Raw genomic sequence first — 16,689 nt, 5'->3', positions numbered from 1 at the left:
GGCGGCGGCCACGCATGACCGCGCCCCACGCCGTGATACCGGCGTGGGGCGTGGTCATGCACGGGTTCAGAAGACGCTGACGCCGTAGGCGCCGAGGGCCTCGGTGACGGGCTGGAAGAACGTGGTGCCGCCGGAGGAGCAGTTGCCGCTGCCGCCGGAGGTCAGGCCCAGGGCGGTCGAGCCGGCGAACATGGCGCCGCCGCTGTCGCCGGGCTCGGCGCAGACGTTGGTCTGGATCAGACCGTAGACGATGTCGCCGTTGCCGTAGTTCACGGTGGCGTTGAGGCCGGTGACGGTGCCGCCGCGCAGGCCCGTGGTGCTGCCGCTGCGCTGGACGGACTGGCCGACGTAGGCGTTGCCGGCACCGGTGATGTCCCGGTAGCTGCCGTTGTAGAGGTAGACGCGGCCGTCGGCGGCGGAGGCGTTGGAGTGGCGGATGATGCCGTAGTCGTTGGTGGGGAAGCTGGAGCCGGCGCGGCTGCCGAGGAGGGTGGTGTTGGCGGAGTTGGTGTACCAGGTGCTCGCGGAGTCGGTGCAGTGGCCGGCCGTCAGCGCGTAGTAGGTGCTGCCGCTGCGGACGTTGAAGCCGAGGGAGCACCGGCCGCCGCCGGAGTAGATGGCCTGGCCGCCCGCGATCAGCTTGTTGATCTTGCCGGCGGTCCGCTCGACCTTCAGGTGCGCGGCGTTCGCGCCCGCGGCCTTGCGGAGCGCGGCGATCTCGTCCGGGGAGACGGTCTCGTCGGCGGTGACGACGACCTTGCCGGTCGCCTGGTCGGTGTACCAGGCGGTGCCGGGCACGTCGGCGTCGAGGACGGCGTCGCTCGTGGCGGCGAGCGCGGCGACGCCGGCCCGCGCGGTGTCGACGGGCTGCGCCGAGGACGTGGGGGCGGCGAGGGCCGTCGCGGCGACGAGCGCGCCGAGGACGGCGAGGGCGCGGGTGCCCTTGGTGAGGCGGCGGTTCTGGGACGAACGGTTCACTGAGTCCTCCGAGGGGGGTGAGCCGCTGGGTGGGCGGCCCGGGTGGAGTGGGATCGGCGGGGGTTTCCGCCATGAACCTGACAAACGAGAGCCTGGGTGACCGACGACGGATGACTGACGGCTGCGAGAGGAATCCTCGGCTCCGCGAGGAGCCGCGACAAGGCGCACTTTCGGCCGCTCTACGCGCGTCCACTGCCCATGCCGACAGAAGGAGTCCCCAACCACCCACCTCGTGACGGTTGTTGAAGGACCATCAGAAACTTTCAGATACGCATTGCAGTTCACGGGGCAGGGCCGCGCCACCTCTCGCTCGCACCACGGCGACACCGCCACCGGCCGAAGCGGCCGGCGCCGCGGCCCGGCACCCTCGCCGCGGCCGGAGTCGTACGGGGCAGTGGTCCACGTTTGCGGCGTTCCCCGCGTTGGCCGGATCGCGCCCTTGCGCGCGACGGCGCACCGCACAGCGGTGCGCCGTGCGGTGCGCCGTCACCTTCGTCAGGCCAGGAACTCCCCGTCCCGCGCCACGACCGCACCGCCGTGGACGACCAGGTCCCGCTGCGGCATGTCGACCACGACCTGGGGCAGCCCCTGGCCCCGGACGAGGACGAAGTCGGCGGGCGAACCCGGCGTGAGGTCGGCGTGCGGAAGGCCCATCACGTCGGCGCCGCCGTGGGCCGCCGCGCGGTAGCAGTCGGTCAGTTCCTCGTCGAGACGGACGTCGGTGACCCAGCCGAGGATGTGGGCGCGGTGGAGCATGTCGGCGTTGCCGAAGGGGCTCCACGAGTCGCGGACGCCGTCGGAGCCGAGGCCGACGCGGACGCCGTGCTCGCGCAGCCGGGCGATCGGGAGGACGAGGTCCCGGGAGGGGGCGACCGTCGTGAGGGCGATGTCCTGGGCGGCGAGGTCGGTGGCGAGGACACCGAGTTCACGGTCGGACAGGCCCGGCAGGCAGAAGACGTGACTGATGGTCACCTTGCCGGCGAGGGAGAGGGCCCGGGTGCGGTCGATGATGCCGCGGATGGCCCGGACGCCCTCCTCTCCCCCGTCGTGCAGGTGGATGTCGACGCCGACGCCGTGCCGGTCGGCGATGCCGAAGACGGTGTCCAGGTGCTCGTCGAGGGCGTGGTCGAAGCCGATGGGGTCGATGCCTCCGATCATGTCGACGACACCCCGGCGCGCGCCCTCTTCCAGGAGGCGGGCCGTGCCGGGCGTCCGGATGACACCGTGCTGCGGGAAGGCGACGATCTGCACGTCGAGCGCGTGGCGGAGACGGCGGCGGGCCTCGGCCAGGCCCTCGACACCCGCCAGGCCGTACGCCGGGGCGACGTCCGCGTGGGCGCGCATCCCTCGCGTACCACGGCTCACGGCGTGGCTCATGAGTCCGTACGCGCGCTCCGCGACCGAACGGGTCTGGGCACGGAAGAGCTCCACGTCCTGCTCGACGTAGTCGGCGATGGCCGAGGCGGGCCGCCGCGACACCCACTCCCCTCCCCACGTCGTCTTGTCGGGGTGGATGTGGGCGTCGACGAGCGAGGGAAGCGCGATCCGGCCACCGCCGTCGACGGTCCTCGCACCGCGCGGCGCCGGCCCGTCCGTGATCGCGCCGTCGACGACCACCAGGTCCGTGACCGCCCCGCCGAACGGCCGGACGTCACGGAAGACGACCGTACGGGCCCGGCGCTCGGCCCGGCCCGCCGCGCCCGTCGGGGCGGAGGGGGCGGCGGCAGCGGCGGGCACGGCCCCCGCGGCCACCGTTCCGGCGACGGCGGCCGCACCGGCCAGCATCGAACGGCGCGACACGGCACCCGTGGGCGCCGAGGACTCCTGCATCGGAACTCCTTGAGGAAGGGAAGAAGGAAAGAAGGGGAAAGGAGAAGGAGGGAAGTCAGACGAGGACGCCCGCGCGGACCACGCGCACCGGGGCCCTGAGGAGCGAGAGATCCGCGAGCGGGTCCCCGTCCAGGAGGATCGCGTCACCGGCGTATCCCCGGGCGAGGCGGCCGGCCGTGCGGTCGAGGCCGAGGAGGCGGGCGGCGCCCGTGGTGGCGGTGCGGAGGGCGTCGAGGGCCGGGAGGCCGGCGGCGTGCATGAGTTCCACCTCTCGGCCGACGGGGTCGACCGTGCCACCGGAGGAGTCGGTGCCGGCCGCGAGCGGGACGCCGAGCTCGTACGCGGCCCGCACGGCCCGCTTCAGGACCGGCAGGAAGGTGCGGCCGCGTTCGGCGAGGACCGGGTCCGGGTCGTCGGCGAGCTCGGCGATGGCCGTGAGGGTGGGCGTGAAGCAGGTGTCGCGGCGTCGCATCTCGTGGAGGGTGCGCTCGCCGACGAAGACGCCGTGCTCCAGGGAGCGGACGCCCGCGGTGACGGCGTCGTGGCAGCCCTTCTCGCTGTAGCTGTGGCAGAGCACTCCCTTGCCGTGACGGCGGGCCGCCGCGACGGTCTCGGACAGCTGCTCGCGCGAGTAGACCTGGGCGAGGGGGTCCTGGTCGGGCAGGCCCGCGCGTTCGTTGACCCGGGTCTTGATGACGTCGGCGCCGCGGGCGGCGTTGACGTCGACCACGCGGCGCAGCGCCTCGGCCGAACGGACGCCGTCCTTCGACCGCGCGAGCGGGGTGAGGTCGGGGTCGGCCAGGACCGTGTCGCCGAGGTCGGGGGTGACGAAGACGCCGACGGCGCGCAGCCGGGGCGCGAGCCCGGGGCTGTGCCGGGCCAGTTCGCGGAGGGCGATGTCCTGGTAGAAGGACGTCGAGCCGCTGCGCGCGCTCGTCACTCCGCAGCGGAGCGCGGCGCGTGCCTCGGCGGTGGTGCCGAGGTGCGTGTGGGCGTCGGTGAGCCCCGGCAGGACCCAGCGCCCGTCCGCGTCCAGGACCGGCAGGCCGTCCGGAACCCGTACGGAACGGGCGCGGCCGACGGCGGTGACGGTGCCGCGCCGGATCACGACCACGGCGTCCTCGGTGACGTGCCCGGTCGCGGGATCGAGCAGCGTACCGCCCCTGATGACCAGGTCCCCGGCCCCCGTACCGGCTCCGCCGGCCCCGGCTCCGGAAGCGGCCGCGGCGGTGCCGCTCGCGGTCATGGTTCCGGCGAGCACGGCGGCGCCGACGAGTACGCCGCGGCGGGTCAGGCCGGCGGGAACGGGCTGGGTGGCGTCGACGCACATGGGGACTCCTCGGGGGCAGGACGACCACGGGTCCCTGTTTTGTATACCAAATTGAGGATGTGGAACAAGGGGTTTCGGATCCAGAACGGGGTTCGAGGAGATTTTGGTATACGCAATGCGCCGCCGAGCCTCAGCTCGGCGGCGCATGTGGTTCGTCCTTTTGGTGCCGTTTTCCGGACTACGCCGGAGCGTCGGCCGCGGCGCGCGCGGGACCGGCTTCCTCGGCCTCCTCGACGAGGCGCTGCATCCCGCTGGTGGTCTTCAGCGGCTTCTCCTTGACGAAGAGGACGCAGAGGAGCGCGAGCGCGGCGAAGGGGGTCGCGATGAGGAAGAGCTCGGCGGTGGCGACGCCGTAGGCGTGCTCCACGATCGCGCGGATCGGGGCCGGGAGGGTCGCCATGTCGGGCACCGCGCCATGTCCGGCCGAGCCGCCGCCGGCCGGCACTCCGGCGTCCGCGAGGCCCTTGGTCATCTCCGTGGCGACGCGGTTGGCCAGGATGGCGCCGAGCACGCTGGTGCCGATGGTGCCGCCGAGGCTGCGGAAGAAGGAGAGGACGGAGGTGGCGGCGCCGAGCTCGGTGGCCTGCACGTCGTTCTGCGCGGCCAGGACGAGGTTCTGCATCAGCATGCCGACGCCGATGCCCATCACGGCCATGTAGACGCTGGTCAGGCCGAAGTGCGTGCCGGAGTCGATCGTGGAGAGGAGCCCGAGACCGGCCGTCATGGTGAGGGCACCGGCGACCAGGTAGACCTTCCAGCGGCCGGTCTTGCTGATGATCTGTCCGGCGACGGTGGAGGAGACCAGGAGGCCGAGGATCATGGGCAGGCTCATGAGGCCGGCGACCGTCGGGGACTTCCCCAGGGAGATCTGGAAGTACTGCGAGAGGAAGACCGTGCCGCCGAACATGGCGAGGCCGACGAAGAGGCTGGCGACGGTGGTGAGCGACACGGTGCGGTTGCGGAAGATGCCGAGCGGGATGATCGGCTCGGCGACCCGGGACTCGACGAAGACCGCCGCGACGAGCAGGAGCAGTCCGCCGCCGGTCAGGGCCGCGGTCTGCCAGGAGGCCCAGTCGAAGCTGTTGCCGGCGAGCGACACCCAGATGAGGAGGGCGCAGACGCCGGAGACGATCAGGAAGGCGCCCAGGTAGTCGATCTTCGCCTCGCGGCGCAGGTCGGGCAGCTTGAGGGTCCGCTGGAGCAGCACGATGGCGAGGAGCGCGAAGGGGACGCCGATGAAGAAGCACCAGCGCCAGCCCAGCCAGGAGGTGTCGACGAGGACACCGCCGATGAGCGGACCCGCGACGGTGCCGACGGCGAAGACGGCGCCGAAGATGCCGGCGTACTTGCCGAGCCTGCGCGGCGGGATGATCGCCGCCATCACGACCTGGGCGAGGGCGGTCAGGCCGCCGGCGCCGATGCCCTGGGCGACCCGGCTGAAGATCAGCAGCCCGACCTCCTGGGAGAAGCCGGCCAGGAGCGAACCGACCACGAACAGCCCCAGCGAGATCTGGAGGAGCAGCTTCTGGTTGTAGAGGTCGGCGAGCTTGCCCCAGAGCGGCACGGTGGCCGTCATGGCGAGCAGCTCGGCGGTGACGACCCAGGTGTACGAGGACTGGCTCGCGCCCAGGTCGGCGATGATCCGGGGCAGCGCGTTGGCGACCACGGTCCCGGCGAGGATGGAGACGAACATGCCCGCCATCAGGCCGGACATGGCCTGGAGTATCTGCCGGTCCGACATGGCGGCCGGGGACGCCTCGACGGACGCCGCGGCTGGTGATTTCACAGCTTCTCTTTCTCGGTGGTGCGTGGGTCGCGAGGGGCGTGGACGCCCCGGCGCGTGAGGACCTGGCGGTGGCTCAGGGCCGGTGGCCGGTGGCCGCCGGGGGCTCCGGGAGGCCTGCGGCGAGGTGGTCGAACGTCTCCCGGAACACGTCGGCGAAGGGGGCCTGGTCCTGCCGTACGGACCAGTGCTCGACCGCGACGCGCACGGCGGTGCCGCCGACGGCGGCGAGCAGCCTCGGATACAGGTCCAGGGCGCGCCGGCGTGCCTCGTCCTCCGGGGACGCGAACGCGGGCCGGTCCGCGGCGAAGAGCGGCGAGCCGGCGCCGATGCGCTCCGCGAGCGCCTCGGCGAGGCCGAGTTCGTCGGCCATGTGGGCGCCGATCCTGCGCGCGAGGAGCTGGGGCGCCTTGCGCAGCACCTCGGCGTGCAGACACCACACCTCCTGCTGCTGCTCGACCTCCTCCAGCTCCGCCGAGAGGGCGTCACGGAGCACCTCCAGCGGGGCGGGCCCGGGCGGTGCGGCGAGCACGGCCCGGCAGACACGGTCGCTGGAATCGGACCCGACCATGACGAAGACCTCGTCACGGGAGTCGAAGTAGTTGAAGAACGTGCGCGTGGAGACGCCCGCGGCCGCGCTGATGGCGTCGACGGTGACGTTCTCGACCCCCCGCTCGACCGCCAGCCGCACCGCCGCCTCGACCAGCGCGGCCCGCGTCGCCCGCTTCTTGCGCTCTCTGAGCCCGCCCTCGGCGGGAACCCCCTCCACCATAGGTGCATGGTACGCAAAACTGCAGACCGTGCAAAAATCTCGCTTCGGCCGGAGCGCGCGAGCGCGACCGGTGGCGGGGTGGCAGGCGGCAGGCGGCAGGCGGCAGGTAAGGGTTTCGCTGGTGTTCATGGAGGAAGTCCGGGGCCGAGGGGTGGTGTTCGGATGTGGCCGCGAGCGTCGGGGCGCCTTCCCCATCGAACTCCAGGACGGACTTCCGTGACCGTTTCGCGTGCCCGCCGCCGGCGCCGTGATCTGACCCTCGCCCTCACCGCCGTACCGGCGCTCGTCCTCGGCGCGCTGACCGCCGCGCCCGCGCAGGCCGCGCCCGCCGACGACATCCGCGTCAACGAGGTCGTCACCACCGGGTCCGTCGAGGACTCGATCGAGCTCTACAACAAGGGCACGTCGACCGTCGACCTCTCCGGCTGGATCCTCAAGGACGACAACAACAGCTCGAAGTACACGATCGCCTCGGGCACGACGCTCGCCCCGGGCGCCTTCCGGGCCTTCGACGTGCACGGCAGGTTCGGTCTCGGTTCCGGCGACAAGGCGCGCCTCTACCTGCCCGACGGCAGCACGCTCGTCGACAGCCACACCTGGACCAGCCACTCCTCCCCGTCCTGGTCCCGCTGCCCCGACGGCACCGGCGCGTTCCGCGCGGCCGCCCTCACGCTCGGCGCGGCCAACGCCTGCGGCGGCACCGGCGGCGGTACGGACCCGGTCGCCTGGCCCGGCGGCAGCGCCGTCGCCACCGCCGACGCCGCCAACGTCTTCGGCGGCGACCTGAGCGGCCTCCACCAGGACGGCTCCGTCCTCTGGGCCGCACAGAACAGCGGGAAGCTGTGGCGGCTCGTCCGCGACGGCTCCGGCGGCTGGACCCCGGACACCGCGAACGGCTGGTCCTCCGGCAAGACCCTGCGCTTCCCCAACGGCTCCGGCACGCCCGACAGCGAGGGCGTCACGGTCACCGGCGCGGGCGCCTCCGGCGGCGTCTTCGTCGCCGGCGAGCGCAACGGCGACGCCTCCGGCACCAGCCGGCTCTCCGTCCTGCGCTACGACGTCGCCGGTACGGGCTCCGCCCTCACCGCCACGCGCGAGTGGAACCTCACCGCCGACCTGCCGTCGACCGGCTCCAACGCCGGCTTCGAGGCGATCACCTGGATCCCCGACGCGTCGCTCACCGCCGCCGGGTTCAAGGACGCCTCGACCGGCGCCCCCTACGCCCCGGCCGGCTACGGCGCCCACGGCGGCGGCGTGTTCTTCGTCGGCGTCGAGGGCACCGGGGCGGTCCACGGATACGTCCTCCAGGACTCCGGCGCCTTCACCCGCGTCGCCTCGATCGCCACCGGGATGGCCGGCGTCATGGAGGTGCAGTGGGAGCCGCAGGCGTCCCGGCTGTGGGCCGTCTGCGACGACACCTGCGACGGCCTGCACCGCACGCTGAAGGTCGACTCCTCCTCCGGCGCCTTCGCCGTCACCGCCGCGTACGCGCGGCCCGCCGGCATGCCCGACTACAACAACGAGGGCTTCGCCCTCGCCGGCGCCGACGAGTGCGTGGCGGGCGCCAAGCCCGTCTACTGGTCCGACGACTCCAACACCGGCGGCCACGCCCTCCGCAGGGGCACCGTCAGCTGCTGAGTCCCGCGCCTGCGCGTCACCTCGGCTCCCGCCGGGCGGTCACGACCGCTTGGCGGGAGCCTTCGCCTTGGTCTTGACCGGGGTCTTCTTCGCGGAGGCCTTCTTGACGGCCACCGCCTTCTTGACCGCCACCGCCTTCTTGGCCGGGCCCGACGTCACGGGGGCGGGCTTGCCCGGCGCGGGCTTCTTCGGCGCCGACTTCTTGACGGCCGCCTTCTTGGCCGGCGTCTTCTTCGCCGCAGGCTTCTTGGCGGGCGCCTTCTCGGCGGCCGGCTTCTTCTCCGGAGCCGGCTTCCTGCTCGCCGCCTTCTCCTTCTCCTTCTCCTTCTCCTTCTCCTTCTCCTTCGACGTCACCGCGCCCCGGACGGGCCACTTCAGCTCGATCTCGATCTCGATCTCGCCCTCCTCGACCGACAGCTCGATCTCGCCCGCGAGCTTCTCGGGGATGCGGAGGTTCAGGACGCCCCCGCCCATTTCGAGTTCGGCCTCGCCGCCCTTGCGGAGGGCGGTCGCGAGGGCGGACAGCTGGTCGGCCGCGTCCGCGCGGGAGAGCGAGCGCTTCCGCTCGTACTTGAAGTCCTTCATGTCGGCCTCCGGTCATCGCCAGTCGTGACGCATTGTCGTACTTTCCGGACAATACTCTCGATCTTGGTCCGCCGCTGGGCGGGTGAAGGTGGCAAAGACGCGGTGCGGCGGCGCGGGGCGAGGGGCGGCGCGGTGGTAGCCGTCGGCCATGCAGCCGCAGTCAGCGGGGTTCTCCCAGGTCGCCCCCTTCCTCCGCACGGCCGCCGCGTACGCGTGGCGGCTGCTCGTCGTCGGTCTCTTCGTCTACGCCCTGTTCGCCCTGCTCGGCCGGTTCCACGAGATCGGCGTGGCCCTCTTCCTCGGGCTCGTCGTCACCGCGCTGCTGCGGCCGGTGGCCGATGTCGTGGCCCGCGGTCTGCCCCGCGCGCTCGCGGTGGCCCTCACGCTGCTCGGCGGACTCGCGCTGGTCCTCGGCGTGCTGGCGCTGGTCGGGGAGGCGGTGGCAAACGAGCGCACGACCCTCGTGCGGGAGTTCCGGGACGGCGTCGACCGCATCCAGCGGTGGCTGGAGGCCCCGCCGTTCCACGTCCACCCCGAGGCGCTGACGGATCTGGAGGCGAGGATCGGGCAGTTCCTGTCGAGCCACCGCGCGGCGCTGGTCGGCGAGGCGGTGAGCGGGGCGCACCACGTGGTGGCGGTCCTGACGACGCTCGCCCTGGCCGTGTTCGCGTCGGTTTTCTTCATCCACTCGGGGGACCGCCAATGGGCGTGGTTCCAGGAGCAGCTGCCGGAGTCGGTGCGGGAGCGGGTGGCGGTCGGCGGACGTGCGGCGTGGCGGACGTTCACGGGGTACACCCACGGGATCGTGCTCGTCGCCGCGGTGAACGCGGTGCTGGTCGGGGTCGCCCTGTGGCTGCTCGGCGTGCCGCTCGCGGTGCCGCTGGCGCTGCTGGAGTTCGCGGCGGCGTTCGTGCCGCTGATCGGTTCGCCGATCGCGCTCGCGGTGGCCGCGGTGGTGGCCCTGGCGGCGAAGGGGCCGCTGGTGGCGGGGCTCGTGGTGGCGCTGATCGTCGTGATCGGGCAGATCGAGGGGCATGTCCTGCACCCGCTGGTGATGAGCTGGGCGGTACGGCTGCACCCGCTGGTGGTGGCGGTCTCGGTGGTGGCGGGGTCGATCGCGGCCGGCATCGTGGGGGCGGTGGTGGCCGTGCCGCTGGTGTCGGTGGTGTGGTCGGTGCGCACGGCGCTGCGCCGCGAGGCCCGGGGGCGTACGGGTGAGGTCCCCGACCCCGCGGAGGGCGCGGGCCCTTGACCTCACCCGGCGGTCCGGCGGCCCCACGGTCCCGCGCCTCTCAGCCGAGGTGTTCCGGCAGCGGCGGGAGGGGCTCGCGGGCCGTGTGCCAGGCGGCGGGCAGGGCCTCGACGCCGGTGCGGGCGGCGATCACCCCGCCCGCGATGGCGCAGGTGGTGTCGATGTCGCCGCGGCCCGCGACGGTGGTCCAGAGGCCTTCGTGGAGGTCGTCGAGGTGCCCGGCCGCGCACCAGAGGGCGTACGGGACGGTGTCGGGGCCCGACATGCGGTATCCGGAGCCCAGGACCTCGGCGGCGTGCCGGACGGAGGTGTGGCCGGGCATGCGGGCGGCGATCCGCAGGCCGGACCGGACGTCGCCGTCCGGGAGGTGGTCGGCGACGGTCAGGAGCAGGCCGGGGCGCGTGGGGGCCGGGCCGCCGCGGCTGCGGGTGGCCAGCGCGGCGGCGAGGGCGACGGCCGTCGCCCCGGCGACCGCCTCGGGGTGGTGGTGGGAGACGACGGCCTGACGGGCGGCCAGCTCCGCGACGGTGCCGAGGTCTCCGGCGTGCCAGGCGCCGAGCGGGGCGACGCGCATGGCGGCGCCGTTGCCCCAGGAGCCCTGCCCTCCGAACTGTCCGGAGACGACGTCCCGCCAGGGCTCGCCGGCGTCGATCCGGCGCAGGACGTCGTGCATGGAGGCGCCGTAGCCGCGGTGGGTGTCGGCGGTGTAGGCGGCGGCGAGCGCGCGGGCGAGCCGGTCCTGGTCGACGGTGCCGCCGTGCGCGGCGAGTTCCCGTACGAGGACGAGGGCCTGGGCGGTGTCGTCGGTCCACCGCCACGGCTCCTCCGCCGGGAGCGTCCGCGCCCGCAGGGGCGCCTCGCCCTCCCTGCGGAGGATGCGGAACCAGCGGTCGCCGAAGGCGTCACCGAACGCGAGCCCGTGCAGCGCGTCCCGTACGGGGACGGGCAGGGCGGTCGTCAGGTCGGTCGTCCGGGTGTTCGACGTCTCGGTCATCGGAGCAGTATCACGGCTCGGAACGCCCTCGGACACCTGGTTTCGCCCCGGCCCGCCGGGGGAGGGGCCGCGAGGGCGCCGAGGGCGGTGGCGGCGGGATCCTCAAGGTACTCAAGGCAGTTGGGCCGCGCCCGTTGACATGTTTTCGTCATGCCTCCCTAGCATGAAGGTTTCGAAGCGAAGGAAGGACGATCATGCGACGACCCTCCCTCACGACCCTCCGCGCCGCGGGCACGCTCTCCGCGGGGCTCGCGCTCGCGCTCGCCGCCACCGGCTGCGGCGGCGACACGGACCCGAAGTCCGGCGGCGCGCTGGCCGGCACGACCGTCACCGTCGCCGGCGTGTGGACCGGCGGCGAGCAGGAGAACTTCAAGAAGGTCCTCGACGCGTTCAGCGCGAAGACCGGCGCCAAGACCGTCTTCGTCCCCTCCGGCGACAACGTCTCCACCTTCGTCGGCAGCAAGATCGAGGGCGGCAACGCCCCCGAGGTGGTCCTCGTCCCCCAGGTCGGCGTGCTCCGGCAGTTCGCCGAGGCGGGCTGGCTGAAGCCGCTCTCGGAACCGGCCGCGACCACCGCGTCCGGGAACCTCGCACCGGTCTGGAAGGAGTACGGCACGGTCGACGGCACCTTCTACGGCCTCTACTTCAAGGCCGCCCACAAGTCGACCGTCTGGTACGCCCCCGACGCCCTGGAACAGGCCGGGGTGGGCGAGCCGAAGAGCTGGGACGAGCTGCTCGCGGCGGGCCGGACGCTCGCCGACTCCGGCCTGCCCGCGTTCGCCGTCGCCGGCGAGGACGGCTGGACGCTCACCGACTGGTTCGAGAACGTCTACCTGTCGCAGGCGGGACCGGAGAAGTACGACCTGCTCGCCCGGCACGAGCTGAAGTGGACCGACCCCAGCGTCGTCACCGCGCTCACCACCCTCGCCGAGGTCTTCAAGGACGAGCGGCTCGTCGCGGGCGGGGCCGCCGAGGCGCTGCGGACCGACTTCCCCGGCTCCGTGGAGAAGGTCTTCGGCCCGGAGCCCAAGGCCGCCCTGGTGTACGAGGGCGACTTCGTCGGTGGCGTCGCCAAGGACGAGTTCGGCAGGAAGCCCGGCGAGGACGCGAAGTTCTTCCCCTTCCCGCCGGTCGGCTCCGGGAAGGCGCCCGTGGTCAGCGGCGGCGACGCCGCCGTCGTCCTCAAGGACGCGAAGAACGCGGACGCCGGGATGAGGCTCCTGGAGTTCCTCGCCACGCCCGAGGCCGCCGAGGTGTGGGCCGGGGCGGGCGGCTTCCTCTCCCCCAACAAGGACGTGAAGCCGGAGGCGTACGCGGACGACACCGCCCGCGCCACCGCCGCCTCGCTCGTCGCCGCCGGGGACACCGTCCGCTTCGACATGTCCGACCAGGCACCGGCCGCGTTCGGCGGCACCAAGGGCGCCGGCGAGTGGAAGCTCCTCCAGGACTTCCTGCGCGACCCCTCGGACCCGCGCCGGACGGCGGCCGCGCTGGAGGCCGCGGCGGCCAAGGCGTACGGGAACTGAGGCCGGGCCCGCCATGGACCGGCCCACCGGCGACAGCGAGCCCACGACCGACCCGACATCCGACACCGACCCGAGGCCCTCGGTCGCCGCTGCGTCCGCGACCGATCCGCCGTCCCCGACCGATCCGCCGTCCCCGACCGATCCGCCGTCCCCGACCGGCCCGAAGTCCCCGGCCGATCCGCCGTCCGCCCCCGGCCGGCGGTCCGTCACGCGCCCGCGGCCCAGGGCGCGCCCCGCGGCGGATCCGCGGCGGCGCGCCCTGCGCCGGAGGCGGCTGCTCGGCGCCGCCTTCGCCCTCCCCGCGCTGCTGCTCCTCGGCGCGCTCGTCGCCTATCCGGTGGTCTTCTCCGTCGGCCGCAGTCTCTTCGACGCGAGCGGCGACCGGTTCGTCGGCGCGGACAACTACGTGGAGATGTTCCGCGACCCGGCCACCCTGAAGGCGCTGCGCAACAGCGCGGTCTGGGTGGTCGTCGCTCCCGTGCTGCTCACCTGGCTCGGCCTGGTGCTCGCCGTGCTCACCGAGAAGGTCCGCTGGGCGACGGCGTTCAAGCTCGCGCTGTTCCTGCCCATGGCCGTGTCCTTCCTGGCCGCGGGCATCGTCTTCCGGCTGGCGTACGAGCAGGATCCCGACCGGGGGGTGCTCAACGCGGTCGTGGTGGGCGTCCACGACGCCTTCGACGAGCCGTCCCCGTACCCGACCGCCCGTGCCCGGGACGGCGAGGGCCTCACCGGCGGCCCGGCCGACGGGTACACGAGCGGCGTGCTGCGGCCGGGCTCCGTGGCCGTCCTGCCCTTCGTGGGCGTCGCCCCCGGAGCCGTACCGGCGGGTGCGGAGCCGGCGCGGGCCCCCGAGCCCGCTCCGGACGGTCTGTCCGGGACCGTGTACCTGGACTTCACACCCGGCGCGGGCGGCCGGGCCGGGGTCGTCGACGCCCGGGAGAAGGGGCTGCCCGGGATGACGGTCGAGGCCGTCGGCGCGGACGGGGCGGTGGCGGCGTCCGCGCGGACGGCCGCCGACGGCACCTTCCGCCTCGACGGGCTCGGTGACGGGACGTACCGGCTGCGGGTGCCGGCCGCGAACTTCGCCGCCGGGTACGGCGGGGTCGACTGGCTCGGCCCGGCGCTCGTCACGCCGGCGATCATCGGCGCCTACCTGTGGGTGTGGACCGGCTTCTCCATGGTCCTGATCGGGGCGGGGCTCGCCGCCCTCCCCCGTGACGTCCTGGAGGCGGCCCGGGTGGACGGCGCGAACGAGCGGCAGGTCTTCCGGCGGATCACGGTGCCGCTGCTCGCGCCCGTCCTCACCGTCGTGTTCGTGACGCTGGTGATCAACGTGATGAAGGTCTTCGACCTCGTCTACGTCATCGCCCCGGGGCCCGTGCAGGAGGACGCGAACGTCCTGGCCACGCGGATGTGGCTGGTGTCCTTCGGCGGCGGGAACGACCAGGGGCTCGGCAGCGCGCTGAGCGTGCTGCTGCTCCTGCTCGTCGTCCCGGCGATGGTTTTCAACATCCGGCGCTTCCGGAAGGGGGGCTCGCGATGAGGACCACGAAGGCGACGCGGTGGCTGGGGAGTTCGGCGGTGCAGGCGCTGCTGATCCTGGTCGCCCTGGTCTGGATCACCCCGCTGGCCGGGCTGCTGCTCTCCTCGCTGCGCTCGGAGCAGGACAACGCCGCGGACGGCTGGTGGTCCTCGATCACCGAGCCGTCACAGCTCTCCTTCGACAACTACCGTGCGCTGCTGGACGATTCGGGGCTCGTCCAGGCGTTCTGGAACACCGTCCTGATCTCCGTCCCCACCACCGTCCTGGTGGTGGGGGTGGCGGCGCTCGCCGGATACGCCTTCGCGTGGCTGGAGTTCCCGGGCCGGGACTGGCTGTTCCTGGTGGTCGTCGGCCTGTTGGTGGTCCCGGTGCAGATCGGGCTGCTTCCGGTGGCCAAACTCTTCGGCGCGGTGGGGCTGTTCGGGACGGTGGCCGGTGTCGTCCTCTTCCACGTCGCGTACGGGCTGCCGTTCGGGGTCTTCCTGCTGCGCAACTTCTTCGCGGAGATCCCCCGGGAGATGCTGGAGGCGGCCCGCATCGACGGCGGCGGGGAGTGGCGGATCTTCCGGCGCCTCGTGCTGCCGCTGGGGCGGCCGGCGCTGGCGAGCCTGGCGATCTTCCAGTTCCTGTGGGTGTGGAACGACATGCTGGTGGCGCTGCTCTTCGCGGACGGCGAGTCCCAGCCGCTGACGGTGGCGCTCCAGTCGCAGATGCGGCAGTTCGGCAGCAACATCGGGGTCCTGGCGCCGGGGGCGTTCCTCTCCCTGGTCGTGCCCCTGGTGGTGTTCTTCGCCTTCCAGAAGCACTTCGTGCAGGGGGTGATGGCCGGGTCGGTGAAGTGAGGCGGTACGGCGGCCGCGGGGCGCCCCTGGGCGCCTTCGCGGCTCACCCGAACGACGGATGCCGGAATCCGGGTCGCACGGCGGTGGCGGAAAGTATGATCAGGCGATGTCTGACATGACTGAGACCACGCCCGGCTGGATGTCCTCGGACGAGCTGGACACGGCCCGTGCCCGGATGCCGATCCTCTACGTCGACGCCGTTCCCGTCCGGGTGGACGACAGCGGCGAGGTCACGAGCATCGGACTGCTGCTCCGCATCGGCGCCGACGGAACGATCAACCGCACCCTCGTCTCCGGGCGCGTCATGCACCACGAGCGCGTCCGGGACGCCCTGCTGCGGCACCTGGAGAAGGACCTCGGTCCGGTCGCCCTGCCCCGCGTGCCCGCGTCCCTGCAGCCGTTCACGGTCGCCGAGTACTTCCCGACGGCCGGCATCACCCCGTTCCACGACCCCCGCCAGCACGCCGTCTCGCTGGCCTACGTCGTCCCGGTCAGCGGCGACTGCCGCCCCCGCCAGGACGCCCTCGACCTGGTGTGGTTCAGCCCCAGGGAAGCCGCCTCCCCGGCGGTGCAGAGCGAGATGCCCGGCGGCCACGGCGTCCTCCTGAGGCAGGCGCTGGCACACGTCGGCGTCACCTACTGAGCCCTCACCGCCCGTGACACCGGCCCGGCCGCGCGGGGACGCGCGTCCGGGCCGGCGGGGTGGCGCGGGGTGGCCCGCTCAGATGCCGCAGGAGGAGGCGGACCAGTAGCGGCTGGGGCGGTGGTCGACGTGGGCGTGGTCGGAGTGGCCGGGGTAGCCCGGGCCGAGGATGCCGTTGAAGCCGTGGTTGCGGGCCTGCTGGGCCAGTCGGCACAGGGAGTGCGGCCCGGAGCCGAGGTCGGCCGCGTCGCCGTACAGGTGCCGGCTGTCGGTGGCGCCGCCGACCGCCGCGTTGCAGGAGGTGCTGCGGAAGCCGCTCGTCACCCGGATGGGCTCGTCGCCGAGGGCGTGCCGGAGGGCCTCCAGCTTCCACATGGTCCGCAGCGCGTTCGCTTTGGCCGTGGTGGCGCTGACGGCCCCGCCGGACCAGGTGGAGTTGCAGTTGTTCAGCTCGGCGTAGGTGAAGTGGACCGGCGTGCAGTCGTCGTCCTGGAGGGCGTACAGCTTGCTGAAGGTCGCGGATCCCGCGACCCCGTCCGCGACGAGTCCGTAGGCCGACTGGAAGCGCTTCACGGCGGCGGCGGTGGCCGGTCCGTAGGAGCCGTCGACGGCGAGGACGGCGCCGTAGCCGGGGTAGCCCGCGACGCGGATCTGGAGCTGGGTGACGTCGGCGCCGCTCGCCCCCTGGGACAGCGTGCGGGACCAGGTGTAGCACCCGTCGGCGCGGGCGGGACCCGCACCGGCGACGACACCGGCGAGACCGGCGACGAGCAGCACGAGGGCGAGCAGGAGTCTCGGCACCGGGGACACCCGGGTCACGGGGGAAACGGGAGCGCGGCTGTGCAGGAGCATCGGGCGGGCCTCCACCTCAACGGGCGCACGAGCCCCGGCGCGGGCACGCCAGGACATGTCATGCATCTGTCAGCGAACCTGTCGGGGGGAAGCCTGGCCCCTGGGGTCGACGCGCGTCAAC

General features: G+C 73.3%; 14 protein-coding genes. 6 read left to right on the top strand and 8 right to left on the bottom strand.

All coding sequences use genetic code 11. From position 1 onward, the window contains the following. Positions 1–66: 66 nt before the first annotated feature. The 5 genes from ABZ621_RS01195 to ABZ621_RS01175 form a co-directional block, all read right to left on the bottom strand. On the bottom strand, positions 67–978 hold the full coding sequence (locus ABZ621_RS01195; RefSeq protein ID WP_360599384.1) for a S1 family peptidase: 912 nt from the start codon (positions 976–978) through the stop codon (positions 67–69). A gap of 495 nt (positions 979–1,473) precedes the next feature. Beyond that, positions 1,474–2,808 carry an amidohydrolase gene (locus tag ABZ621_RS01190; RefSeq protein ID WP_360599382.1) on the bottom strand — a complete coding sequence of 445 codons (1,335 nt, stop codon included), beginning with the start codon at positions 2,806–2,808 and terminating at the stop codon, positions 1,474–1,476. Between the two features lie 55 nt (positions 2,809–2,863). After that, positions 2,864–4,138: an amidohydrolase family protein gene (locus ABZ621_RS01185; protein WP_360599380.1), complete on the bottom strand. Its 1,275-nt coding sequence runs from the start codon at positions 4,136–4,138 to the stop codon at positions 2,864–2,866. Between the two features lie 178 nt (positions 4,139–4,316). Then, on the bottom strand, positions 4,317–5,879 hold the full coding sequence (locus ABZ621_RS01180; RefSeq protein ID WP_360599893.1) for an MDR family MFS transporter: 1,563 nt from the start codon (positions 5,877–5,879) through the stop codon (positions 4,317–4,319). Between the two features lie 118 nt (positions 5,880–5,997). After that, positions 5,998–6,693 (bottom strand): TetR/AcrR family transcriptional regulator, encoded by a 696-nt coding sequence (locus ABZ621_RS01175; RefSeq protein WP_360599378.1) that lies wholly within the window; start codon positions 6,691–6,693, stop codon positions 5,998–6,000. A gap of 216 nt (positions 6,694–6,909) precedes the next feature. Between ABZ621_RS01175 and ABZ621_RS01170 the strand changes: the two genes are divergently transcribed. Continuing rightward, the gene (locus ABZ621_RS01170; protein ID WP_360599376.1) at positions 6,910–8,331 is read left to right on the top strand and encodes a lamin tail domain-containing protein; all 1,422 of its coding nucleotides are present in this window, start codon (positions 6,910–6,912) and stop codon (positions 8,329–8,331) included. A gap of 39 nt (positions 8,332–8,370) precedes the next feature. Here ABZ621_RS01170 and ABZ621_RS01165 read toward each other — a convergent pair whose 3' ends face one another. Then, positions 8,371–8,916, bottom strand: a complete 546-nt coding sequence (locus tag ABZ621_RS01165; RefSeq protein WP_360599374.1) for an amphi-Trp domain-containing protein — start codon at positions 8,914–8,916, stop codon at positions 8,371–8,373. Positions 8,917–9,064: 148 nt separating this feature from the next. Between ABZ621_RS01165 and ABZ621_RS01160 the strand changes: the two genes are divergently transcribed. Further along, complete coding sequence (locus ABZ621_RS01160; protein WP_360599372.1) at positions 9,065–10,168, top strand: AI-2E family transporter; 1,104 nt, start codon at positions 9,065–9,067, stop codon at positions 10,166–10,168. 40 nt (positions 10,169–10,208) lie between these two features. Here the strand turns inward: ABZ621_RS01160 and ABZ621_RS01155 are convergent, their stop codons facing one another. Then, a complete protein-coding gene (locus ABZ621_RS01155; protein WP_360599370.1) occupies positions 10,209–11,162 on the bottom strand; it encodes an ADP-ribosylglycohydrolase family protein in 954 nt (317 codons plus the stop codon). Positions 11,163–11,356: 194 nt separating this feature from the next. Here ABZ621_RS01155 and ABZ621_RS01150 point away from each other — a divergent pair, with 194 nt between their 5' ends. The 4 genes from ABZ621_RS01150 (at position 11,357) to ABZ621_RS01135 (ending at position 15,716) form a co-directional block, all read left to right on the top strand. After that, positions 11,357–12,688: an ABC transporter substrate-binding protein gene (locus tag ABZ621_RS01150; protein ID WP_360599368.1), complete on the top strand. Its 1,332-nt coding sequence runs from the start codon at positions 11,357–11,359 to the stop codon at positions 12,686–12,688. 13 nt (positions 12,689–12,701) lie between these two features. Further along, positions 12,702–14,231 (top strand): sugar ABC transporter permease, encoded by a 1,530-nt coding sequence (locus ABZ621_RS01145; RefSeq protein ID WP_360599366.1) that lies wholly within the window; start codon positions 12,702–12,704, stop codon positions 14,229–14,231. Next, positions 14,228–15,073, top strand: coding sequence for a carbohydrate ABC transporter permease (locus ABZ621_RS01140; RefSeq protein WP_360599364.1), 846 nt, complete (start codon positions 14,228–14,230; stop codon positions 15,071–15,073). The genes ABZ621_RS01145 and ABZ621_RS01140 overlap by 4 nt, the downstream gene beginning before the upstream one ends. 115 nt (positions 15,074–15,188) lie before the next feature. Further along, positions 15,189–15,716: an NUDIX hydrolase family protein gene (locus ABZ621_RS01135; protein WP_360599891.1), complete on the top strand. Its 528-nt coding sequence runs from the start codon at positions 15,189–15,191 to the stop codon at positions 15,714–15,716. A gap of 78 nt (positions 15,717–15,794) precedes the next feature. Here the strand turns inward: ABZ621_RS01135 and ABZ621_RS01130 are convergent, their stop codons facing one another. Beyond that, entirely contained in the window at positions 15,795–16,568 is a 774-nt protein-coding gene (locus tag ABZ621_RS01130) for a D-Ala-D-Ala carboxypeptidase family metallohydrolase (RefSeq protein ID WP_360599363.1), read from the bottom strand. Positions 16,569–16,689: the final 121 nt, after the last annotated feature.

Source organism: Streptomyces sp. NPDC007863, from assembly GCF_040633895.1.
Taxonomy (GTDB): domain Bacteria; phylum Actinomycetota; class Actinomycetes; order Streptomycetales; family Streptomycetaceae; genus Streptomyces.
Note: the sequence above shows the minus strand (reverse complement) of the source record. Positions and strands in the feature narration are given on the sequence as shown.

Excerpts from the sequence above, each read along its gene's own strand:
- ABZ621_RS01190 (WP_360599382.1), bottom strand. The coding sequence starts at position 2,808 with ATGCAGGAGTCCTCGGCGCCCACGGGTGCCGTGTCGCGCCGTTCGATG.
- ABZ621_RS01185 (WP_360599380.1), bottom strand. The coding sequence starts at position 4,138 with ATGTGCGTCGACGCCACCCAGCCCGTTCCCGCCGGCCTGACCCGCCGC.
- ABZ621_RS01180 (WP_360599893.1), bottom strand. The coding sequence starts at position 5,879 with ATGTCGGACCGGCAGATACTCCAGGCCATGTCCGGCCTGATGGCGGGC.
- ABZ621_RS01175 (WP_360599378.1), bottom strand. The coding sequence starts at position 6,693 with ATGGTGGAGGGGGTTCCCGCCGAGGGCGGGCTCAGAGAGCGCAAGAAG.
- ABZ621_RS01165 (WP_360599374.1), bottom strand. The coding sequence starts at position 8,916 with ATGAAGGACTTCAAGTACGAGCGGAAGCGCTCGCTCTCCCGCGCGGAC.
- ABZ621_RS01160 (WP_360599372.1), top strand. The coding sequence starts at position 9,065 with ATGCAGCCGCAGTCAGCGGGGTTCTCCCAGGTCGCCCCCTTCCTCCGC.
- ABZ621_RS01155 (WP_360599370.1), bottom strand. The coding sequence starts at position 11,162 with ATGACCGAGACGTCGAACACCCGGACGACCGACCTGACGACCGCCCTG.
- ABZ621_RS01150 (WP_360599368.1), top strand. The coding sequence starts at position 11,357 with ATGCGACGACCCTCCCTCACGACCCTCCGCGCCGCGGGCACGCTCTCC.
- ABZ621_RS01145 (WP_360599366.1), top strand. The coding sequence starts at position 12,702 with ATGGACCGGCCCACCGGCGACAGCGAGCCCACGACCGACCCGACATCC.
- ABZ621_RS01140 (WP_360599364.1), top strand. The coding sequence starts at position 14,228 with ATGAGGACCACGAAGGCGACGCGGTGGCTGGGGAGTTCGGCGGTGCAG.
- ABZ621_RS01135 (WP_360599891.1), top strand. The coding sequence starts at position 15,189 with ATGACTGAGACCACGCCCGGCTGGATGTCCTCGGACGAGCTGGACACG.
- ABZ621_RS01130 (WP_360599363.1), bottom strand. The coding sequence starts at position 16,568 with ATGCTCCTGCACAGCCGCGCTCCCGTTTCCCCCGTGACCCGGGTGTCC.